Origin of the sequence: Pontibacillus yanchengensis Y32, assembly GCF_000770635.1 — a bacterium.
Lineage (GTDB): Bacteria > Bacillota > Bacilli > Bacillales > BH030062 > Pontibacillus > Pontibacillus yanchengensis.
Genome location: NZ_AVBF01000059.1, coordinates 1 through 22882, shown reverse-complemented (window position 1 = coordinate 22882; position 22882 = coordinate 1). Strand labels below are relative to the sequence as shown.

The following is a 22882-nucleotide window of genomic DNA, read 5'->3' as shown; positions in this document are numbered from 1 at the left end:
CAACGGAAACATCCCTCTCATCCAAATTATCTCGAATCCAAGTCTTCAAGATTATGTCTTTTATATAGAGTAAATAAAAAACCCGACGTCACTGCATAAAACAGTAACGCCGGATTTTGTTTCGCTAATTAGTCGAATAAAATACTAATGGATTTGCGTTCATGTACGCGGGTAATGGCCTCGCTGATTAGTTGGCCAACGGATAGTACAGTAACTTTATCAATCATTTTTTCATCTTTAAGAGGAATTGTATTCGTTACAACTAACTCTTTGATCATGGAGTTATCAATACGCTCAATAGCTGGACCGGAGAGTACTGGGTGTGTACAGCATGCGTACACTTCCTTCGCTCCGTTTTCAATCAAAGCATTCGCAGCTAAGGTCATCGTACCAGCTGTATCAATAATGTCATCAATAAGAATGGCTGTTTTGCCTTCTATGTTACCCACAATATTCATAACTTCAGCGACATTAGGACGAGGACGGCGTTTATCAATAATCGCAATTGGAGCTTTCAGACGATCGGCCATTTTTCGTGCACGCGTTACCCCACCATGGTCTGGTGAAACAATGACAACATCTTCAAAATTCTTTTCTTCAAAGTAATCGGAAAGGATAGGTACACCGATTAAATGATCAATTGGTACGTCAAAGAACCCTTGGATTTGCGGAGCATGTAGGTCAAGCATAATGACACGAGTTGCACCAGCAGTTTCAAGTAGGTTTGCTACCAACTTAGAAGTGATTGGCTCACGAGAACGAGCTTTACGGTCCTGGCGGGCATATCCATAATATGGCATTACAATATTAATAGAGCGAGCAGAAGCACGTTTTAGTGCGTCAATCATAATAAGAAGCTCCATAATATGCATGTTCACAGGTTCGCATGTGGATTGAATAACATAGACATCACAACCACGAACACTTTCTTCAATATTAATTTGAATTTCGCCATCACTAAAGCTAGTGACCGTACATTTTCCTAATTCTGTTCCAATGTTTTCAGCTATCTCCTGCGCTAGAGATGGGTTTGAGTTTAGTGAAAACACTTTTAGAGCTGGATCTTTATATTGACTGTTCCTCATTTCGCTAATACCCTCCATTAGTTATTATTCTTATTTTTCATTTTTTCTACATAGCCCTCTTTGTTCGTTTGACGAGAACGAGCTATGGAAAGGGAGCTGTTCGGAACATCATCTGTAATGGTAGATCCTGCAGCTACGTATGCACCTTCTCCAATGGTTACTGGAGCAACCAAGTTAGAGTTACACCCTATGAATGCACCATCTTGAATGGTCGTTAAATACTTATTTTCCCCATCATAGTTAACTGTTATTGTTCCACAACCAATGTTTACTTCGTTGCCTACTTCAGCATCTCCTATATAACTTAGATGAGAAGCTTTACTTCCTTCACCAAACGTGGCTTTTTTAATTTCTACAAAATTACCAACCTTAACATCGTCAGCTAATTTTGAAGATGGTCGTATGTGTGCATACGGACCTATTTTAACACGAGCACCTATTAGACTGTCGTGAGCAACACTTTGTTTAATAGTGGTATCTTGTCCAATTATACAATTCTTAATTTCCGAATTAGGTCCAATTTCTACTCCGCTATCAATAGCAGTCTCCCCATCTATTGTAGAACCAGGGTAAATAACTGCATCCTGCCCAATCGTTACGTTTAATCCAATGTACGTATGATCAGGATCAATGAGTGTGACACCATTTCGCATATGGTACTCATTAATTCTGCGTTTCATTGCCTGTTCTGCTTTAGAAAGAGCAACACGGTCGTTTACACCTAAGGTTTCATCGAAGCTTTTCGTTTGGAAGGCTCCGATTTTTTCATTTCTATTTTTAAGTATTTCAATTACATCAGGAAGATAGTATTCACCTTGAGCATTATTATTTGAAACATGTTGCAGTGCTTCAAATAGCGCTTCATTATCAAAGCAATAAGTACCTGTATTGATTTCTTGAATACGTTGCTCTTGTTCTGTAGCATCTTTTTGTTCAACGATTTTAGCTACATCTTGGTTTTCGTTGCGAACGATTCGACCATAACCAGACGGGTCATCTGCGTGGGCTGTTAATAACGTTACTTTTGCTTCTTCTTTTTCATGAAAATCAAGTAGTGCCTCTAGTGTCTCAGACGTTAATAAAGGTGTATCACCACATACAACTAATGTAGTTCCTTTTTGCCCACCTAAAACAGATTCTGCTTGTTGTACGGCATGACCTGTCCCTAGCTGCTCTTCTTGAATCATAAAGCGGCTGTCTTCGCCAATTTGCTCTTGAACCTGTTCTGCACCATGGCCTACAATTGTAATAATCTCCTGTAGCTTTAGTGCATTCAATTGATCAATGACATGCTGAACCATTGGCTTTCCACAAACAGGGTGCAATACTTTGTATAAAGATGATTTCATCCTCTTTCCTTGACCAGCTGCTAAAACGATTGCATGACGATTACTCATGAAAAAACCCCCATCCTTATTATCCATTACGAATATATCTTAAAAACCAATCTATTTCAATAAATAAACGAATTGGCAGACATCGAACTACTTTCGAGAGGCTTCAAATCCTTTTTTTATGTAGATATGACACCATGGTTTATTAGAGAACAAAAGCGCAAGTGCCCTGCTAGCGACGTACAAACTGCGGCCCACACGACGTGGGTTGGTTCGATGTTGCTACGTGACGTAGCGAATTTAATCGAACTTCCTCTAGGTATTTTTAGATAAAGGAAACACGGAGAGCGACAGCGATCCGATGTTGACTTATCGTAAGGAGGTGCAGGAAGTTTGCTAGTCGCTGGGCGCTGGAGCTGGACGTGGCCACTTCACTTTTTTAGTTATACACAAGCATTGAATTTTATAATTTCCAATAAGACAAAAAAAAGAAGCCTAATCTCCTGAAGATTAGACTCCTGCTGTCGATTCTCTTAAGAAGCTCCGGCTTCTTCATATTCCACTTCAACCTCACCTGCGCGTTGATACTCTTCTAACACTGCATCTTGAATCTTTCCACGTGTATTAGAATTAATCGGATGCGCAATATCGCGAAATTCTCCATCTGGAGTACGCTTGCTTGGCATAGCTACAAATAAACCATTGTTTCCATCAATTACTCGGATATCGTGAACAACAAATTCCCCATCCAACGTAATAGAAGCAATTGCTCGCATTCTTCCTTCAGTATTAACGCGGCGTAGTCTCACGTCTGTTACTTCCATTATGTGTCACCACCTTTTGTCATAAGAACTTATTTACCAATATTCAACAAGAACCCAATAATTCCTTCCTGATTTCAAAAAAAAATTATCCTTTTCTAATTTTCTGTAATTTTGTTTTATTTTGGCAAGAATATATTTAAAAAGTTCCATAACGAACATAAGCGAAAGCTCATTGATTCACACATAAGAGGTTTGACTAAAGTACCAATATGCTAAAAAAAGAGACGTTTATCACGCCTCCTTTTTCACTTTAGATTCTACTTGGAAAACATGTTTCCTCGATGAACCTCGATTTTTTTATTTTTTATATCGACATTGTTAATTTGCAATAATGACACGTACTCCTCAACAACGCGGTCCTCTTCTTCATCTTCAGCTTCTGCAAGTACACCGATTCCTGCTACATTTGCTTCAAATTCATCTAACAGACTTCTCATCCCATTGATGGTGCCTCCAGCTTTCATGAAGTCATCAATGATACAAACGTTAGCTCCTTGCTTTAAGCTTCTTTTCGGTAAGACCATCGTCTGAATTTTACGGGAAGAGCCTGATACATAGTTAATGCTTACTGTAGAGCCTTCTGTAACTTTTGGATCCCTACGAACAATAACAACAGGAACATTCAAGAAAGAGGCCACTGCATAGGCTAACGGAATCCCTTTGGTGGCAACCGTCATAATGACATCGATAGAATGATTGGCAAAGTGTGTAGCAAAGAGTCTACCTATGTTCCTAACCGTTTGCGGATCACCTAGTAAGTCACTCATAAACAAGTATCCACCTGGTAATAGGCGTTCAGGGTCTTCTAATTGATTTGCTAGCTCATCGGCAAAGGATTCACTTCTCTCATCTGAGTTAGCAGGGATATATTTCACTCCCCCAGCTGCACCAGGTACAGTTTGTAACCGTCCTATTCCTTCTTTTTGAAACATATCATTAATTATTCCTAAATCCTCACTGATGGAGGATTTGGCTGATTGATAAGATTCCGTGAAGAAAGGAAGGGAAACCAATTGCTGGGGATGTTCTATTAAATAATTTGTCATTGCAATTAAACGTTCGCTTCGTTTCATTGTCACACCTCAAAACCGAATGTTATGAACTAAATATATCAGAAACATACGGATTTAATCAAGTGACGAACGAGAACCTAGCATCCTAACAATATATACCTCATCACAAAATCCTCTAAGGCCATTGTAAATACGTTGCGCCCTCGTTTCTTGTTGTGTCAGTCCAAAAACGGTTGGACCACTTCCACTCATTAAAACAGCATCAGCACCAAATTCCTTCATGTGGGACTTAATCTGTTCCACTTCCGGATGAAGTTGAATAGTTATAGGTTCTAATACATTACCAATTTCCTTACACATACCTTCATAACTTTCCTCATGCAAGGCTTGAATCATTCGTTGGACATCAGGATGGTCAACCTCATCAAGATTAAGGTTTTGATAGACCGTTTGAGTCGAAACACCAATCGTTGGTTTCGCTAATATTACCCAACAAGGAGGTGGTGCAGGTAATTCTTTTATCTGCTCTCCTCTCCCAGTTGCTAATGCTGTACCACCGTACACACAAAAGGATACATCTGACCCAATTTCCGCTCCCATAACCGCAAGTTGCTCCAACGATAAATCCAATTCCCATAGCTTGTTTAAGCCTCGCAAAACAGCGGCAGCATCACTACTTCCCCCTGCAAGGCCTGCGGCTACTGGAATTTGCTTCTCAATATAAATTTCTACTCCCTGACGGATATGATATGTATTTTTTATGAGACGTGCCGCTTGATAGGCTAAATTACGATGGTCATTCGGGACAAACCGATTCTCCGAAACAATCCGAATTTCATCAGACTTTAAAGGACTAACTTCAATACGGTCCGCTAAATCGACAGTCGTCATAATCATCTCCACTTCATGATAACCATCAGAACGCTTATACAATGTATCCAAGGCCAAATTGATCTTGGCAGGAGCTTTCTCTAAAAAACGCAATACATCACCCACTTTATCATCGAATTGTATGAACCGATTGTATCATATATTTATAAAAAGCGCAGACGACTAGTTAGCTTTGTACACTTTATCATGATGCGTATAAGGCGGGCTTAAAATCGCAACTATATAATAAAAGCGCAGTGTAATCCGCTTGAGTTACCCTTTCGTTCCATGAGCTTTTCCGCCACCTTTAGCAAACAAATTTAAAAACAGACCCCTTAAAGGGATCTGTTCTTAGACATTTGTTCTTGTGCTTTCTGAATAGCCAGCTTGGTCATATTACCAGCGTCTTTTGCGGTAATACCTCCCCAGCCTTCCTTTGTTACTGTGTCGTATATACCTAATTCTCTTGCGATTTCCTCTTTGAAACGATCTGACATAACACCCTTACGTTTACTCAAGGGAAAACAGCTCCTTTCAATATAGGAATGAACGACACTTATAGTTTATGTAGTATGTTATAAATCACTATAGGATGTGAATGGAAACGAAAATTCAAGGCTGTAAAATGCAAAAAAAGCAGTAAACGGTGGTTTACTGCTCCAAGATCATGCTCATTTCACCAAAGCTTAATTCAACTGTTTCAGTTAGAACATCTGCATAGCTGTAGGAAACTCTTTCAAACGCATTTTGTTCTTGGTCCAACTCTACAATAAATACAGCCGGATATGTTTCAGCAAGTACTCCACTACGTTCAATGGTTTTTCGTCTACCACCATTAGCTTTCAATGTTAACCTATTCCCAATTTGACCATCGAGAGACTGTTTAATTTCCGCTAACGTTTTTGCCACTACACTCCACCTCACTAATCTAACTATAACACAAGCCTATAAATAAAGTCAAATAAAACTTTATATTATAGCAGTATGTTAATTTTAATGTCAATGACTTCAACGATAAATCCTAAACTATTGTATATTGTTCCAAATATCGACAAGAATATGTATGAAAAACTGCGCTAAAACACTATTCCTTTTTCTTCCTACCCATCCTATAGTCTATGTAGTATGGAATGAAATATGATACTAATACCTAACCGCAGGTAAACAATCTCGGTGGGATGAGGGGACAGGTCCCTCGTCTCAGATTTAAAATGGGACGAGGGACCTGTCCCCTCATCCCACTCATCCCACCATCTCACAAATAAAAACCCGCTAAGCATATAGCGGGTTTTGTTTACTCCAATTCATATTCTGTATTCATGTCTTCTTCTTTTTGATATGGCATACCCGTACGCATCAGACCTCTTGTTTCTACACCACCTAGACCTTTTTCACCTGTCATTGTATTTCGAAGTACATCCCACACATTTACTTTTTCCATGAATGGGGTGTAGCTAATTTTAGCGACGATATAGACTGGATCTAGCGCGTGGATATTTACTCTAGTAGGTGAACTTGCAAAATTACTTCCAGCTCTAATTAATGATTCAAAATGTGACTGACACGCTCCAGCAAAAATAACCATTTGATCTAGGTGAGGAACTTTTCGTCTTGCTTCTCTTACGGTTTCCGCAAAATAACGGGAGTGTCGATAAGCACGTAGGTCTTGTTTTTCACCTTTATTTTTGGAATAGGCATCATGGCCAGTAATAACAACAATGTCGGGATTGATTTTATCAATCAAATCTCCAACCTGGTGTGGCATATCTTTTTCATTTAAATGAATGCCGTGCACTTGAAGTCCTAATTGCTGATATAAATCAATGCATTTCTTTAAGTACAAGCGATCTCCATCTAAATGAAGCACACGAGAAGGCAATTGAAAATAAGCCCCTTCATGTTGATACCCTGATGAAGCTTCATAATCTCGCTTTTGTCGCATAAGCTGATAATCTTGCCTGAACAAACGATACGAATATTCTTCCTCTTCCTTAGCTTGTTGCTTGCGACGTTTCAGCTCTTCCGACTTCACTCTAACTAAGTCAGAAGGAGGTGCATCTGCTTCAAGCCGAATATCTTCTCCATATAATATTACTCGACTCTCTTGCACCTCTTGAACTCGAAATAAAACGTCATGCTGGTATGAGGAACGTGTAACTAAATCTCCTTTTACAAACATTTAAAAATCTCCTCCCCACACATAAACCACTTCTATGTTAGCCTATGTGTGAGTATGGAGAATGTGTCTAGAGCATCGCGTAAAAAACATTTGCAAGTCGAGCGAAATCTTCCATATCTAACGATTCCCCACGACGCTTTTCGTCTATGTCAGCCTTTTGTAAGCCTTCTCGAATTGTTTCCTTATCAAATCGGTCTTTGAAATGTCTAGATAAATTATTCATGATTGTTTTACGTCTTTGTCCAAAGCACGCCCTTACAACGTCAAAATAAAATGGCTCATTGTCGACTTTAACAGGTGGTTCCTTACGCATAGACAATCTTAATACCGCTGAGCCTACATTAGGTTGAGGCATGAATACAGTCTTAGGGACGTCCATTACAACTTCCGCTTCTGTATAGTACTGTACTGCAATAGATAAGGAGCCGTAACTCTTATTGTTTGGAGTGGCGGCCATGCGATCCGCTACCTCTTTTTGTATCATAACTGTAATGCTATCTATAGGTAGATTCTCCATTAGCAAATTCATAAGGATGGGGGTGGTAATGTAGTATGGAAGATTGGCGACTACATGAATTGGTTGCCCTTCTTCAAAATACTCCTCAATGACTTCATGAACGTTTGCCTTTAAGATATCTTGATGGATAATGCGAATGTTTGGATAGGGTTCTAGCGTATCTTGGAGAATGGGTAGCAGCCGCTGATCAATCTCGAATGCCAAGACCTTGTCAGCTTTTTTAGCTAACTGCTCTGTTAACGCACCAATACCTGGACCAATCTCAATTGCCCCAGTCCCTTTCGTTACCCCAGCATGATCTACAATATTTTCTAATATATTCACATCTATTAGAAAGTTTTGGCCAAGACTCTTCTTAAAAGCAAACCCATATTTCTCTAATATATCTTTCGTTCTTTTGGGTGTCGCAATAGCTTTCATTTCGCTCATTCTTCTTCCTCCTGCCCAATATCCTCCATAGCTACAATAAATTCCTCTCTCGTTATTTGAAACATAATCAACCGTTTATATAATTGTTTCCCATTTGTATAGCCAATCTTTAGCTTTTCGCCAAGTTGCTCTCTTTTTCGCTTTGCGTCTGACCCACCAACTAATCCGAAAATAATCAAATCCTCTTGCGTAATATCACTTTCATATGTTTCTGACATACTATATACATGGGCAAGTGCCTCTTGAATAGCCTCAGGTGTAGCGTGTTCCACCCCTACTCCTTTATTCAGCTTAGCTAATGCTTCTCTTTTTGGTAAGAAAGCATGCTTGCAACCAGGAACTGCCTGAGAAACAATATGACGGATTCGTTCCCCTGGATAATCAGGATCCGTAAATATGATAACACCCCTCTTGTCTTGGGCGTGCTTTATTTGAGTTAAAGTTGATTCATTTACTGCAGAGCCATTGGTTTCGATTGTATCGGCATTTACTGCTCTTTTCACATTAAATGTATCATCTTTTCCTTCTACAACGATTACTTCTTTTATAACCAAATGTCATCCTCCATTACAAATATCTCTTTTAGTTATAACACGTTCCATGTAGAAAAGAAAACCTTATTATGTAGGTGTTACTGTAGTATTCACGTGGTATTCCATTTGTGTAAATAAGAAAAACGAAAGAACCCTGCTAGTAGGTACCAACTTGATAACTTATCTTACTATTGGAGCACTAAGTATATTAGGAGCTGGACGTAGTCACGAGACTATTTTTATTTATAAAAAGGATCTGTTAAACTCAACGCCATGTTTTGGAGTTCTTACCAAGGAAGGAATTTGCCTCTTATTTGGATGAAGGGGAAAGGTCCAACACTATTAACGCATATATTCAAGATGGTAAAACATGCTTAACCCCCTTTGATATCAAGGAATTTAGGATTATAAACACATTGACCAATCTGTTAACATTATTATACTCAACCTAGCACTAACTACGATGGATCCGTTATCCCTCATACTGATGGGCGGAGGGAAATGGTGAGACTCCTGCGGAAGAAGGGACAATACGAGACCCCACAGAAAGGCGTTGTCGAACGAGGAGGCTTGCATGTTCCTCCGCGGAAAGCGAACCATTTCACCGCAGCCCCATCCTCACAAACGTAACGGGTCCAGCCCCACCAGTTATTCAAGATTATGGTGCTTATATTAAACAACATTAAACTATTGCATTATTATATCAACAATAAACTTTAACACAGCCTATAAAAAAATAAGCAGAGGAATAGTTCCCCTGCTTACTCACCTAATCTAACACTTTCACTTGTACTCTTTTGCGGCCAAAGCTATAGGCCTGACTTTTAGATGATAAGAATACATCGATGCGATTTCCTTTAATAGCAGAACCTGTATCACCAGCAACTGCATAACCATATCCTTCAACCCATACTCTAGATCCTAGTGGAATAACGTTTGGATCAACAGCAACAACCTTTTGATTTGGATTCGCACGTAGGTTAATTCCTGTTGTGGTTACACCACTACAACCAGTGCAGTACGCTGTATAGGCAGTAGCCTCCATATAAAGGGTTTTTTGAGCAGAAGCATTGGTACTGGTATTGTTACTACGGGAAACGTTTTGTTGAATTTCTTTGGTGCCTACAGCAACAATTTTATCCTTGCTGTCTGATGCTTTTTCCTTCTTCACCAATTCCCGATTTACTTCTTCACCGTTTTCTAGTGTAACCTCATAATGCTTTACAACTTTACCCTTTTTCCCATTTTGTACGACTTTTTCTTCGCCTTTAGGGATAGAATTATCATTGCGTTTCACAACGCCGTAATCAACTGATTCTTCTATTACGTCTGTCACTTTTTCTACTCGAGTAATCTTTACTTGAGATTGCTCTTTTGAAAGGGAAGCTGTCTTGTCCTGTTTAAGCTTATCCAACTTATCTAACTTAATGTCTTCTTCTTGTAGAAATTGATCTACAGTTTCAGCAGTAGTCCAGACTTTCTTTTCTTTGCCACCGTCATTCAGTGTTACCTCGAAGGCCTTTCGAACTTCAATATTCATGCCTTCTTCAATGGAATCCTTTTTTGAATAAGAAACTTGATCTCGGGAATCAATATTGACGTTTTTGGCCTTAATAAAATCTTCTACTGTGTCTTGTACGGTATAATATAAATGCTCTTTGTCATCAATCGTTACTGTAACGGATTTAGCAGATTGATAGTTTATTTTCATTCCTGATTCGATTTGTTCTTCAGTGGAGTGCGATAATTTGTCTTGTGGTTTCACATCAATATCGAGGCTACTAAACAATTCCCCGACTGTACTGGCATGCGTGCGCACTGTTTTTGTCTCTTTATCAGTGTTCACTTTTACCTCAGCTTTTGTTGCTTCATAGGTAAAACTACCAAGTAAGGCAAAAAACACAACGAAACTTACGACTGACAATATGATTTTTTTCATGCTTCTGCCTCCTTTATCCACGCAGTATTATAATGACTGCATGACTTACCTGTCAAATCAAAAAAGGCCAACAATGGAAAAAGGACCCAGTGGCATAGCCTGGCTCCTTTCACTATAAACGTTTAGGATTAGAATAGAAACTCAAAAATCCCGACATTTACTCTTACAATTTGGCACAATCTTCCTCAGATTGTAATATATCCGTTATTTATTTATCAAGTCTAAAGAGTTTAAAGGCGTTCTTTGTCGTTTGTTGTCCAACTTCTTCGAGCGAAAGTCCTTTAATTTCAGCTACTTTTTCTGCAACTAACTTTACATAAGCTGGCTCATTTCGTGTACCTCGATTAGGATGAGGAGCTAAGAACGGGCAATCTGTTTCCACTAATAAATGCTCCATACCAATGGCTTCTGCCACTTCCTTAGGCTTTTTGGCATTTTTAAATGTAACAGGTCCACCTAGTGAGATATAGAAGTTCATATCAATACATTCCCTAGCAATTTCAACCGAACCACTATAACAATGCATGATACCTCCCACTTCGCCTGCATCTTCTTCTTTCAAAAGATCAACGATATCTTGCGTTGCCTCCCGATTGTGAATAATGATGGGCATATTCACTTTCTTTGCTAACGCTATCTGTTTACGAAAGACTTCTTTTTGAACGTCTGCTGGGGACTTGTCCCAGTGATAATCTAGCCCCATCTCGCCCAGTGCTACTACTTTCGGATGAGAGGATAACTCCTCAAGCCAATCTAAATCTGATTGCTCCATATCAATTGCATCCACTGGGTGCCATCCTACAGCAGCATAGATATCGTTATGGGCTTCAGCAATTTCAATAGCTAGTGGGATTGTTTCTCGATCAAAACCAACTACAACCATATATTGAACGCCTGCTTCCCGTGCTCGATTGATAACTTCTTCACGATCTTCATGGAATTGTTCTGCATTTAAGTGTACGTGTGTGTCGAAAAGCATATCCTTGTCTCCTTTACGTATCCTTTTTGTTCATTGTAACACCCTCGGGTAACAAGCTAAAAATGTTTGCCTTTTATAGAAACCTGCCAGGTGGTAAATATTCTATAGAGTTCTGTTGCATATATATTGCCAATAATAAATATAAACATTCTCAATCCATAAAAAGGAACCTCAACGTGTAAGCTGAGGTTCCTTTTACATTTTATTTAACTTTAGAGCCATTTGGTAAAGATTGATCGATAGAAGCAAGGGCTAAATTACCTTCTTCATCTTCTCCGGCTAAGACCATTCCTTGAGATAGCTCGCCACGAAGTTTCACTGGTTTCAGGTTCGTAACACATACAACCTTTTTCCCTACTAAGTCCTCAGGTGTGTAATATTTGGCAATGCCTGAGACAACCTGACGCTTTTCAGAACCTAAATCTAGTTGTAAACGAAGTAGCTTATCTGCTTTTGGATGTTTATCCGCTTCTACTACTTCTGCTACTCGTAAATCCACCTTCATGAAATCATCAATGGCTATTTCATTGGATTGTTCTTCCTCTTCCCCTTCTTCTGATTCTTCTTGTTGCGGAGATGCACCTTTCATCATATCTTTGATGATTTGTGTCTCTTCTTCCGTTTCAAGACGAGGGAAGATTGGTTGACCTTTTTGAACTTTTGTACCTTGAGGGATCATGCCCATCTGGTCCATTGTATCCCACGCAAGATAGTTTTCATCTAACCCAAGCTGTTGCACCATTACTTGTGGTGTACGTGTCATAAATGGTTGTAGCATCACAGCAATATGACGTAGAGATTCAGCAAGGTGAGCCATTACATTTCCTAGGCGTGCTTTTTGGGACTCATCTTTAGCAAGAACCCAAGGGGTGGTTTCATCAATATATTTGTTCGTTCGGCTCACGAACGACCATAGTGTAGTTAAAGCTACGGAGAATTCCATATTTTCCATCGCTTCTTCCACTTTTGCTCTTGTATCCTTGGCAAAGGTCTCAAGTTCTGTATCTACAGCTTCCTCTCCTTCACGGAAGGCAGGAATTTCACCATCAAAGTATTTACTAATCATGGCAACCGTACGATTTAACAAGTTACCAAGGTCGTTAGCCAGGTCATAGTTCGTACGCTCTACGAATCCTTCAGGTGTGAATACGCCATCAGACCCGAACGGAACCTCGCGTAGAAGGTAATAACGAAGAGAGTCTAATCCATAACGATTAATTAAATCGACAGGGTCGACAACATTTCCTTTGGACTTAGACATTTTGCCATCCTTCATTAAAATCCAACCATGGGCAAATACTTTTTTCGGTAATGGTAAGTCTAGAGCCATAAGCATAATTGGCCAATAGATCGTATGGAAGCGAACAATTTCTTTACTCATTAGATGAACGTCGGCTGGCCAATATTTTTGATACCGTTCATCATTATCTGTACCATAACCAAGTGCTGTAATATAGTTACTCAACGCATCGATCCAAACGTAGATAACGTGTTTTGGATCACCAGGGACTTTAACACCCCAATCAAAGGTCGTACGAGAAACAGCCAAATCCTCAAGCCCTGGTTTTAAGAAGTTGTTAATCATCTCATTTTTACGACTCTCTGGTTGAATGAAATGAGGATTGTCTTCATAAAATTTTAATAAGTCATCGACGTAATTACTCATCTTAAAGAAATAGGATTCTTCTTTAACTTTTTCAACTGGATTACCGCAATCAGGACAGTGCCCCTCATCCAATTGACGCTCTGTGAAGAAAGATTCGCAAGATGTACAATACCATCCTTCATATTCATCAAGGTAGATGTCACCCTTCTCTACAAGATGCGCAAAAATCTTTTCAACAACTTGCGTATGTCGATCTTCTGTGGTGCGGATAAAGTCATCAATAGAAATGTCCATTTTGTCCCAAAGACTCTTAATCCCTGTTACAATTTCATCTACGTATTGTTGTGGTGATTCACCTTTTTCATCAGCCTTACGCTGAATTTTTTGACCATGTTCGTCAGTACCAGTCAGATACATGACGTCATAGCCTCTTAAACGTTTATAACGAGCCATTGCGTCGCCTGCAACTGTTGTGTAGGCATGACCAATATGCAAATTCCCACTTGGATAGTAAATAGGGGTGGTGATGTAAAAGGTCTTGTTTTCTTCCGCCATGAATGTCCCTCCTCAATTAATATGTACTTAGCCTATAAGAAAACTCCCGCCCCATCGGACGAGAGGACCGTTAAAGGTTACCAACCGCTTAGGTGGATGGTACAGTCTATTTTACCGATTTATCAGCATTATTTCCATCTCTAACAAAAAACTATACAAAAACCTTTTTCTTTATGTCAACAAATAGAAAATGATGTAAACTTTTTTGTCGAACCACCCTATGAAAAAGTCGAATTTTGTCGAAATCTATTAATGTTTTCGACAATCAAACACTTCCTTTTATTAGAAAATCTTAGGTTGTGTTATACTAATTATAGGGGAAATATAAAGAAAACTGGGATGTCATCCCCTAGATTTTTGTTAATTTATTGTTGTTTTTGGGAAATAAAAGAATTGACATCCGTTGGAATGGCTGGTACGATATGTGGTATAGTTGTCGAATCATGACGAAAAAGAATTACATTTTTAAAATTTTGAGTGAGGGGAGCTACAAATTATGAAATCTACAGGTATTGTACGTAAGGTTGATGAACTAGGACGCGTGGTGATTCCAATTGAACTACGCCGCACACTAGGTATTAACGAGAAGGATGCTCTTGAAATCTATGTTGATGACGATCGTATCGTTCTTAAAAAGTATAAGCCTAACATGACTTGCCATGTTACTGGTGAAGTATCTGAACAAAATATGAGTCTAGCAAATGGTAAATTAGTTCTTAGCCCAGAAGGTGCAAAAGAATTAATTAACGAGATTCAAAGTAACCTAGACAAACAAGAACAATAAAAAAAGAGATAAAAAAGAGACGACGGAACCCCGCTGGAAACAGCGGGGTTTTATAATGTCGTATGGACCTACGTATGATAAGCTTGATAAACTTCCCGTTTCGGCAGTTTTCGTTCCTGGGCCACTTTCTTGATTGCTTCCTTCGAAGAGTACTGGTTTTGTACATACTCTTCAACGTGCTCAACCAATGACAAGTGAGACCACCATAATTCATCTGTTTCCATTTCCTCTTCCGGATTTCCTTCAACAATTACGCAAAATTCACCACGTATCTCATTTTCCTCTACCCAGGCTAGTAACTCAGAAGCAGTACCACGTATAAATTCTTCATACTTTTTCGTGAGCTCTCTTGCCAAAACCATATGCCGCTCGCCGAATATTTCATACATATGTTTAATCACTTCTTTTAACCGATGTGGGGATTCATAAAAAATAATGGTAGAAGTACTTTTCCGTAAATTTTCTAATTCCTCTTTGCGCTCCTTTTTCTTACGAGGTAAGAATCCATAGAAGAAAAATCGATTCGTATCCAGGCCAGAACCCACCAGCGCACATAACGCCGCATTCGCACCTGGTAGGACAATCACCTTAATATCACTTGCGATAGCTGCTTGAACCATTTCATAACCAGGATCAGAAACGCCTGGCATACCTGCATCACTCACTATAGCAAATGTCTTTCCATTTATTATTTCTTCAATGAAGTAATCTTCCCGATTATATTTATTATGTTCATGATAACTAACTAATGGGGTATGAATATCAAAATGAGAGAGCAGCTTCTTTGTTTGTCTAGTATCCTCTGCTGCAATTTGATCCACTTCCTCTAACGTTCTAATCGCTCTATAGGTTATATCTTCTAAATTACCAATAGGTGTAGGAACAATATAGAGGACTCCTTTTCCGTTTGACTCAGCTTGATAGCTTTTTTGAATGTTCATATGGATTCCATCCTCTCTTTATAAGAAGCAATTAATTCTTCTTTACCTGAACGAGTTAGCCGTTTAATACGATACTCTGCCTGCATTGCTTCTTCTTTTGTTGAAAACACCTCATAATACATTAATGTAAAAGGGCCTCTACCTCGAGTGTATTTTGCTCCTTTCCCCTCTTCATGCATACGCAACCGACGCTCAAAATTATTGGTGTAACCCGTATAAAGTGATTGGTCTTTGCATTGCAGCATATACACGACATGCTCATCCATATAAAATCTCCCTTAGCTGAGGTGTGTATTCATTCGCGTCATTATATACAAATAGAGGAGGGAGCATTTTCACATCAGGCTTGCCATCTCGTGCTCCTTCTATCAATAACATATTTGCTTCTTTGCCCTCTCTTGGGTACACAAATTGAATTCGTTTCGGTTCCAATCTATATTTACGAAATAACTCTATAATTTCTATGAATCGACCAGGTCGATGAACCATGGAAACCTTCCCTCCTGGACGAACTAGCTTGCTACAGGACCATACGACATCTTCCAATGTACAGTGAATCTCATGTCGAGCAATGGCAAGATGTTCATTTAAATTGTGCTCCTGCTCTTTAGGCGTAGGAAAATAGGGGGGATTGCATGTTACAACATCGTATTTTCCATGTCCTAATTGATTCGGCATATCCTTTAAATCACCTTTGAGTATCGTTACTTGCTCCGCTACTTCATTAAGCTCTATATTTCGTACCGCCATATCATACAACCGATCCTGCAGTTCCACACCTGTAATAGCAGACTCAGAACGACGTGTTAAAAATAACGGAATCACACCATTCCCCGTACACAAATCTAATATATTCCCTCTCTTCAAAGGCACATAGGCAAACTTCGCCAATAATACCGCATCCAATGAAAAAGCGAACACACTAGGACTTTGTATAATTCTCATATCCTCTTCTGCTAATAAGTAATCGATTCGTTCATCACCTTGCAGTTCCAACGTTCTTCTTCACTCCCTATTATGCTTGCGCTCATTATGTATAAAGAACCCCCTCTGTTCTTTTTGACGCTATAAATAGAGCCTTCCCTCATACGAGGAAAGGCTACATCATTTATCATTTCTTTTTATTTAGAAACGAGAGGCAAAACAAGCAGTCTTCATCCCTGGGACTCCCAAAATGGAGGTTACAAATATGAAAACCTTCCTCGTACAAACGAGCCAGATTATCATACCCTTCCCCAACTAACGCTCCCTTAGTTTCCGATTTCTCGGATGAATCATTTTGCATTTGGTCGTGCTCTTTCTCCAATCGCTGTCTAAGGTGGTGATTTTCAACAGACAAATGCTGGTTTTCTTCTAAAAGTTCCACCAATTGCTTTTTTAAATCGCCTAATTGTTGATAGAGCTGTCCAATTTGTTCTTCCATGTGAGTAACTTGTTCGAATATTTCTTTCTTGTTCACGCTTAAATCCACCCCATCATTCTGTGGCTTGCGTTTGTACTGCACCTTCTTCGATGAGTTCATCTAACGTGTATTCTAGCATACGTTCTTTATCTGGAATTTCAATTTGAACGATTCGTTCTAGGATATTTAAGCCTACTACACGCCCTGTACCATGTGGCGTCTTAATGTCTTCCCCAATATCAGGAAGCTCTTTCTTTGCAGTTTCGTAATCATCATTTTCATACTTCAAGCAGCACATTAAACGTCCACATAACCCGGATATCTTAGCCGGATTTAGAGAGAGGTTTTGATCCTTCGCCATTTTAATGGATACAGGTTCAAAGTCTCCTAAAAAGGTAGAGCAGCATAGCATACGACCACAAGGGCCGATTCCACCTAGCATTTTTGCCTCATCACGTACACCTATTTGACGTAACTCAATTCGAGTTTTGAACACCGATGCTAAATCTTTGACTAAATGACGAAAATCCACTCGACCATCTGCTGTGAAATAAAAGATTACTTTATTCCGATCAAATGTGTACTCGACATCAACAAGATTCATATCTAATTTATGTTCATTAATTTTCTGGGAACAAACGTCGTATGCTTCTTTTGCATTATCTTTGTTCTCCGAGACAACTAATTTATCTTTATCATCCGCTATACGGATAACTTTTTTCAAAGGTAGAACTATGTCTTCCTCATCTACTTGCTTATTAGCTATAACCACTTTTCCAAATTCAATTCCTCGGACCGTTTCTACAATTACGTAATCCTGGTCCGAAATTTGGAAAGCATCTGGGTCAAAATAATAAATTTTTCCTGCTTGCTTAAAGCGTACACCAACTACTTCAACCAATCAAACATCACCTCTGTATTTGAAGCGTGAGCTGTTCCATCACTAGAGTGGGATGAACATTAGCAAATAGCTTTCGTTTTGCCTCTAGAATATAGGTTAAAGCATTTGTTGCTTTCTGCTTCGACCAATGATAGGAGCTAGTTTGAATCCGCTCCCTTTCTTTAATATAAACAATGGCATTTTCATTTCCAATATGTTCGTACACTATATCCTTAAACCAAAGCATTAGCAAATCAAGGCCTTGATCAAGCATATCACGATCTTTGAAATGACTCATCCATTGATTGTTGATAAAAAGCAAGGCTTCACTTGGTTTGTCTTGAAGCACTTCCATTAATTGTACCACTAATTTTCGCGCCTTCGCAAACCACTCATCGTTACTCATATCAATTGCATCCTGTAAATTATTAGTTAGGGCACTCATTAAACGTGCGGTAGATTCCGGGAGACCTTCATCCATCAACTTTTTAGTAATATTTTCAGGATTCAGTGGTTGGAATGCGAGAATTTGGCAGCGAGATCTAATGGTATCAAGCAGTGATTGACCATTTTCGGTCAGTAGCATAGCGATGGTCTGTCTACTCGGTTCCTCTAGAAATTTCAATAAACGGTTGGATGCATTGGCTGTCATTTTATCAGCATCTTCAACAATATATACTTTCTGATTAGATTCTAATCCTGTATAGGTAAACTCTTTTTGCAAGTGAAGAATTTGTTCTTTCTTGATGGATTGACCCTCTGGCTGGATCACGTGTACATCAGGGTGGTTTCCTGACTCAATCCGATTACAATCCTTGCAATTCTGGCATGGCTCCACTCCATCTCGAAAAGAACAAAAAAAACTCTTCGCAAAAAGAAGGCTCATCTCCAACTTCCCAGTGCCTCTTGATCCTTGAAACAAATAAGCATGAGAAACTCGATCTTTTTTTATACTATTGGTGAGCATCTTGGACACTGTAGGTTGTAGAGCTTGCATTTCTGTCCACGTCTTCATCTGTTTCACGACCTTATTATGCGTAGAGGTTTACAAGGAGACCTTTAATTTCTCCAATAATTCCTAATACATCTATAGATTTCTTCTCTTGCTGCATGACTGCGTCTGTAAGTTCTACCAGTTTCTCATCAACGGATTCGACTATCGTTAGCTTTCGGTTTTGGCCCTCCATATTCCAGCTATGGGATTGCTTTAAATCCATTCCGTATTGAACAGATTCCTCTACGAAAGATTTTACTAGTCGCTTATAGCGAGCCAAGTCTTTAAAGGAGCGATACCGAGCAACTTTCTCTCCTTGCTTCGTTATATCATCCATTAACCTTTGAAGTTCACCTTGGCGTAATTTATTAGACTGGGTTTGGACCATAGATTCGAAGCCTTTACCTTTGTTTTGGCTTGTCTTAACATTATTCTGATTGGAATCTAACTGAGACCGTAATTCCTGACCGATTTTCATCTAGTCATCTTCCTTTCATCATTCCTTTTAAAATTTAAAGAATGAGTCAACTGGCATTACAAATACAGTAGCTCCGCCAACTTCCACTTTTACTGGCTTAGGGATATAGGAATCAGCATTCCCACCCATTGGAGAAATAGGTGCTACCATTTGATCTCGTTGACTGCAATTATCACGAATAACGTTTAACACATCATCAACAAAATCATCATCAACCCCAATCATCAATGTAGTGTTTCCTTCTTTTAAAAAACCACCTGATGTTGAAAGTTTCGTTGTTTTATAATTATTTTCAGCTAACGCATCCGTTAATCGATTACTATCCTTATCCTGAATGACTGCTAATACCAGCTTCACTGGTTCATCCTCCTTTACGAAAAGCACGACTTATCATTACTAATATTTATGAGAGCGTTAATACAAAACCTTTTACTCATATTATAACAAGAAATAAGATAAGAAAAACACGACATTTCCAATGAAGCTTGAATTCTCTTATCTTTCTTACCACCTTAGTGTTCTAAGGTTGTACATAAGGCAAAACAATAGTATAAACTTCTTCCAAAACCTTATCAAAAGGTTGATTCGCGTTGACTACCTTTATTCTATCGCTAAACCGATTAATTAATTTTTGATAAGCCTCATAAACTGTATGATGAAACGTCAGATCCTCTAGGTCTAAACGATTTTGCTCTCTAAGCTTATTCTCGGAAATGCGATTCATCCCCTCTTCAGGTGATAGGTCGAAGAATAGTGTAACATCTGGCATACAATTTTCAACTGCAAATTCATTTATCTTATACACTTCTTCCATACCTAACCCTCTAGCATACCCTTGATAGGCTAGACTACTATCAATAAACCTGTCGCATAGTACAACTTGACCACCTCTAAGAGCTGGTACTACTTTTTCTACTAAATGCTGCCTTCTTGCTGCTGCATATAATAGTGCCTCCGTTCTTCCATCCATTGCGGTATGACTAGGATTTAAAATGATTTGACGAATTTTTTCGGAAATCTCAATCCCACCAGGCTCTCTTGTTGCCATGATGTCATAACCTTCTTGTTGTAAACGCTGCTGGAGAGCTTGTAATATAGATGATTTTCCAGCACCTTCGCCACCTTCAAATGTAATAAAACAACCGCTCACAATCATTCTCCTTTGTTCTATTCCGTTTCTTCTATATATACATGAATTCCTTTTTCTATTGATACCTCATTCGTTTGCACATGTCTATTTTGATTTAACATTTCCTTTAGTACCTTCATATGTTCTGGTAAAATCCTTTCTCCCTTCATAATTAAAGGAATTCCAGGAGGATAAGGAATAACCGCATGCGCTGCGATTTTCCCTTCTGCATCTTGCCAAGTAACATATTGCTTGTCCATTTCTTTTAATTCAATAAAAGAATAAGGTGATTGTGCAACTAAGGGTCTATAGAGTGTCTCTCTCTCTATTGTAGCATGGCACACTTGGTCAGAGGTAACTACATTTTGAGCTGCCTGTTGAAATCGAGATAGTATTGACCCTTGATTCTCCTGTAATGATAGACCGAAGACAAATAAGAGTTGATTCTCTGTTACTAGTTCTGGGTAAACTCCTTGGTTTTCTAAGTGTGATGCGATATCCGTTGAAGAATAAGGATATGTAATACGTAGAGAGAGCTTAAACGGATCATCCAACTGCTCTTCAATCGGAAGAACCTCCCATATTGCGTAATCAGCTAATGCTTTCCTCAACTCTTCAATATCGCTCACCGTTCTTTCAATCGCTTTAGTATCTATATTGCCCAGGTAATAACGTGCTAAATCCAACGATGCCATGATCGGATAAGACGGACTACTGGATTGCAGCATATGTAAATAGTGCGAAAGCTCATCATGGTGCACCCGTGATGAGCCGATGTGTAAATAAGCACCCATCGTCATAGCAGGTGCCATCTTATGAGCAGACTGAACCACCACATCTGCCCCCAATTGTACGGCTGAAGAAGGTAAGGAACCACCCAATGAAAAATGTACTCCATGGGCCTCATCTACCAACACAGGAATTCCACTCTCATGAGCTTTATTAATGATTGCCTCCAAGTCATATGTACGACCAAAATAATCCGGATAAGTAAGCACCACGCCTGATGCATCAGGGTAATCATCTATTGCTTGAAGCATTCCATCAACAGACACATTTCCCATTCGTTCATGCTCTTTATCATAGATAGGTGCAACAAATACAGGCTTAGCACCTGCAAGCTCAAGTCCATGCATCACTGACTTATGACAATTCCTTTGCACAATCACAGGGCAACCTTGCTTATGAGTAGCTAATATCATAGCTAAGTTCCCTACTGTGCTACCTCCTATTAGAAAGTAAGTTTTTCGTACACCAAACCAGGCTGCAGCCAAAGCTTGAGCATCTGCAATACACCCCTCTGGCTCATGCAGATCATCTAAACCTGTTATTTCTGTATAATCAATAGACAAGATGGATTTATAAAAATCGTAACCTCGCTTTGGAAAAACATTTCCGTTCTTATGTCCTGGTACGTGAAAAGAGACTGGGCTTTGGTTATAATGGGATATCATTGCATCAAATAAAGGCGTTCTTGTTTGGTCCATACTCTACCTCCTTTTTCAATAAGAACTCTCATATACATCTATTAACAATTGTAACAAGTATTGAACGTATCCGCTGTGTATTACTTTATTTTGCTAAACAATAAAAAAACCGAACAAAGTCGCTCGGTTTTCATTCCATTAAGAATATAAAGTTGTTTGATTCATCACTCGCATTTTTTCTAAAAAATATTGATATTTTTGCGCCGATGGATCCGTATGAATCATTTCTTGCTCGCATTCTGTACATATGAACATTGTATATAAGTGAATCCCTCGTTCTTTTTCTTTCTCACAAACACCACAATGTTCCCATTTACGTTCTTCACTCATCGCTCTCCACCTCCGTAAGACTAGCATCTCCTAATCTAACGAATTTTATACATAATCTTTGAAAATACGTTTCTTTTAATTATATGAAGGTATGAGTGTATCGTGTTTGTACGTTAGACTTTAAAGTTCATTATATATGTGTGGCTCTAATTACGCTTATATAAAAATTTATATTTCATGGATTTTTGGATTATATTTTTATCTGTTTAATTTCTTTAAGTATAAAATCTACGACGCGTACCACATTAGGACAACTATATTGTAGGTAATATAGAAGCAACTTCAATAACTTCAAAAGATACATTTAAACCATACAAACGCAAATATTCAACGAACGTTTCCCTCAAAATAGTAAAATATTACGACTCATTTATACGACTTAGCCAAGCTGATTCAGAAAGTGATTCCCATCGAATCAACCACTCAGCACCAAAACACCTTATTCCAGATTATGCTTCTTATCTTGAATAAAACTATTTAGATTAGTTGATTCCAAAATCAGACCAAACTTCAACAGAGCCTTTCTTTTAAATATCAATATTTAAACGTTAACAGAGCAATTCTTCAAATAAGAAAAGCGCAAGCGCCCTGCTA

The 22882-nt window shown here is 38.8% G+C and carries 25 protein-coding genes; 1 reads left to right on the top strand and 24 read right to left on the bottom strand.

What is annotated here, in order from left to right:
- Positions 1-128: 128 nt before the first annotated feature.
- From N782_RS16420 to metG, 13 genes are all read right to left on the bottom strand, one after another.
- Positions 129-1085 carry a ribose-phosphate diphosphokinase gene (locus tag N782_RS16420; RefSeq protein WP_036822708.1) on the bottom strand — a complete coding sequence of 319 codons (957 nt, stop codon included), beginning with the start codon at positions 1083-1085 and terminating at the stop codon, positions 129-131.
- 17 nt (positions 1086-1102) lie between these two features.
- A complete protein-coding gene (gene glmU, locus N782_RS16415) occupies positions 1103-2482 on the bottom strand; it encodes a bifunctional UDP-N-acetylglucosamine diphosphorylase/glucosamine-1-phosphate N-acetyltransferase GlmU (protein ID WP_036822705.1) in 1380 nt (459 codons plus the stop codon).
- A gap of 470 nt (positions 2483-2952) precedes the next feature.
- Positions 2953-3243, bottom strand: coding sequence for a septation regulator SpoVG (spoVG, locus tag N782_RS16410; protein ID WP_036822702.1), 291 nt, complete (start codon positions 3241-3243; stop codon positions 2953-2955).
- A gap of 257 nt (positions 3244-3500) precedes the next feature.
- Entirely contained in the window at positions 3501-4316 is an 816-nt protein-coding gene (purR, locus tag N782_RS16405; RefSeq protein ID WP_036822699.1) for a pur operon repressor, read from the bottom strand.
- Positions 4317-4370: 54 nt separating this feature from the next.
- Positions 4371-5240 carry a 4-(cytidine 5'-diphospho)-2-C-methyl-D-erythritol kinase gene (ispE, locus tag N782_RS16400; RefSeq protein ID WP_036822696.1) on the bottom strand — a complete coding sequence of 290 codons (870 nt, stop codon included), beginning with the start codon at positions 5238-5240 and terminating at the stop codon, positions 4371-4373.
- A gap of 221 nt (positions 5241-5461) precedes the next feature.
- Positions 5462-5644 carry a small, acid-soluble spore protein, alpha/beta type gene (locus N782_RS16395; RefSeq protein WP_036822693.1) on the bottom strand — a complete coding sequence of 61 codons (183 nt, stop codon included), beginning with the start codon at positions 5642-5644 and terminating at the stop codon, positions 5462-5464.
- Positions 5645-5777: 133 nt separating this feature from the next.
- On the bottom strand, positions 5778-6035 hold the full coding sequence (gene veg / locus N782_RS16390; protein ID WP_036822690.1) for a biofilm formation stimulator Veg: 258 nt from the start codon (positions 6033-6035) through the stop codon (positions 5778-5780).
- Positions 6036-6420: 385 nt separating this feature from the next.
- Positions 6421-7305, bottom strand: coding sequence for a sporulation peptidase YabG (yabG, locus tag N782_RS16385; protein ID WP_036822686.1), 885 nt, complete (start codon positions 7303-7305; stop codon positions 6421-6423).
- Positions 7306-7372: 67 nt separating this feature from the next.
- Complete coding sequence (gene rsmA, locus N782_RS16380) at positions 7373-8251, bottom strand: 16S rRNA (adenine(1518)-N(6)/adenine(1519)-N(6))-dimethyltransferase RsmA (RefSeq protein ID WP_036822683.1); 879 nt, start codon at positions 8249-8251, stop codon at positions 7373-7375.
- Positions 8248-8805, bottom strand: coding sequence for a ribonuclease M5 (gene rnmV, locus N782_RS16375; RefSeq protein WP_036822680.1), 558 nt, complete (start codon positions 8803-8805; stop codon positions 8248-8250). The genes rsmA and rnmV overlap by 4 nt, the downstream gene beginning before the upstream one ends.
- 748 nt (positions 8806-9553) lie before the next feature.
- Positions 9554-10723 carry a G5 and 3D domain-containing protein gene (locus N782_RS16370; protein WP_052111395.1) on the bottom strand — a complete coding sequence of 390 codons (1170 nt, stop codon included), beginning with the start codon at positions 10721-10723 and terminating at the stop codon, positions 9554-9556.
- Positions 10724-10931: 208 nt separating this feature from the next.
- A complete protein-coding gene (locus N782_RS16365) occupies positions 10932-11702 on the bottom strand; it encodes a TatD family hydrolase (protein WP_036822677.1) in 771 nt (256 codons plus the stop codon).
- Between the two features lie 202 nt (positions 11703-11904).
- Entirely contained in the window at positions 11905-13863 is a 1959-nt protein-coding gene (gene metG, locus N782_RS16360; protein WP_036822673.1) for a methionine--tRNA ligase, read from the bottom strand.
- 496 nt (positions 13864-14359) lie between these two features.
- Between metG and N782_RS16355 the strand changes: the two genes are divergently transcribed.
- Positions 14360-14647 carry an AbrB/MazE/SpoVT family DNA-binding domain-containing protein gene (locus N782_RS16355; RefSeq protein ID WP_036822670.1) on the top strand — a complete coding sequence of 96 codons (288 nt, stop codon included), beginning with the start codon at positions 14360-14362 and terminating at the stop codon, positions 14645-14647.
- 68 nt (positions 14648-14715) lie between these two features.
- Here N782_RS16355 and rsmI read toward each other — a convergent pair whose 3' ends face one another.
- The 11 genes from rsmI to N782_RS16300 all read right to left on the bottom strand — a co-directional run bounded on the left by rsmI (position 14716) and on the right by N782_RS16300 (position 22288).
- A complete protein-coding gene (rsmI, locus tag N782_RS16350) occupies positions 14716-15588 on the bottom strand; it encodes a 16S rRNA (cytidine(1402)-2'-O)-methyltransferase (RefSeq protein ID WP_036822667.1) in 873 nt (290 codons plus the stop codon).
- Positions 15585-15854 carry a GIY-YIG nuclease family protein gene (locus tag N782_RS16345; protein WP_036822664.1) on the bottom strand — a complete coding sequence of 90 codons (270 nt, stop codon included), beginning with the start codon at positions 15852-15854 and terminating at the stop codon, positions 15585-15587. The genes rsmI and N782_RS16345 overlap by 4 nt, the downstream gene beginning before the upstream one ends.
- A complete protein-coding gene (locus tag N782_RS16340; RefSeq protein ID WP_052111396.1) occupies positions 15847-16533 on the bottom strand; it encodes a tRNA1(Val) (adenine(37)-N6)-methyltransferase in 687 nt (228 codons plus the stop codon). Before N782_RS16340 ends, N782_RS16345 begins: the two co-directional genes overlap by 8 nt.
- Before the next feature lie 166 nt (positions 16534-16699).
- Positions 16700-17047 carry a DNA replication initiation control protein YabA gene (yabA, locus tag N782_RS16335; protein ID WP_036822658.1) on the bottom strand — a complete coding sequence of 116 codons (348 nt, stop codon included), beginning with the start codon at positions 17045-17047 and terminating at the stop codon, positions 16700-16702.
- 16 nt (positions 17048-17063) lie between these two features.
- On the bottom strand, positions 17064-17891 hold the full coding sequence (locus N782_RS16330; protein ID WP_036822655.1) for a PSP1 domain-containing protein: 828 nt from the start codon (positions 17889-17891) through the stop codon (positions 17064-17066).
- Positions 17892-17898: 7 nt separating this feature from the next.
- Entirely contained in the window at positions 17899-18885 is a 987-nt protein-coding gene (holB, locus tag N782_RS16325) for a DNA polymerase III subunit delta' (RefSeq protein ID WP_036822652.1), read from the bottom strand.
- A gap of 16 nt (positions 18886-18901) precedes the next feature.
- On the bottom strand, positions 18902-19342 hold the full coding sequence (locus N782_RS16320; RefSeq protein ID WP_036822649.1) for a YaaR family protein: 441 nt from the start codon (positions 19340-19342) through the stop codon (positions 18902-18904).
- Between the two features lie 27 nt (positions 19343-19369).
- Complete coding sequence (locus N782_RS16315; RefSeq protein ID WP_036822647.1) at positions 19370-19699, bottom strand: cyclic-di-AMP receptor; 330 nt, start codon at positions 19697-19699, stop codon at positions 19370-19372.
- A gap of 163 nt (positions 19700-19862) precedes the next feature.
- On the bottom strand, positions 19863-20492 hold the full coding sequence (gene tmk / locus N782_RS16310; protein ID WP_036822644.1) for a dTMP kinase: 630 nt from the start codon (positions 20490-20492) through the stop codon (positions 19863-19865).
- A gap of 17 nt (positions 20493-20509) precedes the next feature.
- Positions 20510-21958 (bottom strand): aminotransferase class I/II-fold pyridoxal phosphate-dependent enzyme, encoded by a 1449-nt coding sequence (locus tag N782_RS16305; protein WP_036822641.1) that lies wholly within the window; start codon positions 21956-21958, stop codon positions 20510-20512.
- A gap of 138 nt (positions 21959-22096) precedes the next feature.
- Positions 22097-22288 carry a sigma factor G inhibitor Gin gene (locus tag N782_RS16300; protein ID WP_036822639.1) on the bottom strand — a complete coding sequence of 64 codons (192 nt, stop codon included), beginning with the start codon at positions 22286-22288 and terminating at the stop codon, positions 22097-22099.
- Positions 22289-22882: the final 594 nt, after the last annotated feature.

Bases quoted from the DNA above. Each gene is read 5' to 3' on its own strand.
- spoVG (WP_036822702.1), bottom strand. From the start codon at position 3,243: ATGGAAGTAACAGACGTGAGACTACGCCGCGTTAATACTGAAGGAAGA.
- glmU (WP_036822705.1), bottom strand. From the start codon at position 2,482: ATGAGTAATCGTCATGCAATCGTTTTAGCAGCTGGTCAAGGAAAGAGG.
- N782_RS16355 (WP_036822670.1), top strand. From the start codon at position 14,360: ATGAAATCTACAGGTATTGTACGTAAGGTTGATGAACTAGGACGCGTG.
- rsmI (WP_036822667.1), bottom strand. From the start codon at position 15,588: ATGAACATTCAAAAAAGCTATCAAGCTGAGTCAAACGGAAAAGGAGTC.
- N782_RS16420 (WP_036822708.1), bottom strand. From the start codon at position 1,085: ATGAGGAACAGTCAATATAAAGATCCAGCTCTAAAAGTGTTTTCACTA.
- purR (WP_036822699.1), bottom strand. From the start codon at position 4,316: ATGAAACGAAGCGAACGTTTAATTGCAATGACAAATTATTTAATAGAA.
- holB (WP_036822652.1), bottom strand. From the start codon at position 18,885: ATGAAGACGTGGACAGAAATGCAAGCTCTACAACCTACAGTGTCCAAG.
- N782_RS16340 (WP_052111396.1), bottom strand. From the start codon at position 16,533: ATGAGAATTATACAAAGTCCTAGTGTGTTCGCTTTTTCATTGGATGCG.
- rsmA (WP_036822683.1), bottom strand. From the start codon at position 8,251: ATGAGCGAAATGAAAGCTATTGCGACACCCAAAAGAACGAAAGATATA.
- N782_RS16300 (WP_036822639.1), bottom strand. From the start codon at position 22,288: ATGAGTGAAGAACGTAAATGGGAACATTGTGGTGTTTGTGAGAAAGAA.
- N782_RS16320 (WP_036822649.1), bottom strand. From the start codon at position 19,342: ATGAAAATCGGTCAGGAATTACGGTCTCAGTTAGATTCCAATCAGAAT.
- metG (WP_036822673.1), bottom strand. From the start codon at position 13,863: ATGGCGGAAGAAAACAAGACCTTTTACATCACCACCCCTATTTACTAT.
- N782_RS16370 (WP_052111395.1), bottom strand. From the start codon at position 10,723: ATGAAAAAAATCATATTGTCAGTCGTAAGTTTCGTTGTGTTTTTTGCC.
- N782_RS16345 (WP_036822664.1), bottom strand. From the start codon at position 15,854: ATGGATGAGCATGTCGTGTATATGCTGCAATGCAAAGACCAATCACTT.
- N782_RS16305 (WP_036822641.1), bottom strand. From the start codon at position 21,958: ATGGACCAAACAAGAACGCCTTTATTTGATGCAATGATATCCCATTAT.
- N782_RS16365 (WP_036822677.1), bottom strand. From the start codon at position 11,702: ATGCTTTTCGACACACACGTACACTTAAATGCAGAACAATTCCATGAA.
- yabG (WP_036822686.1), bottom strand. From the start codon at position 7,305: ATGTTTGTAAAAGGAGATTTAGTTACACGTTCCTCATACCAGCATGAC.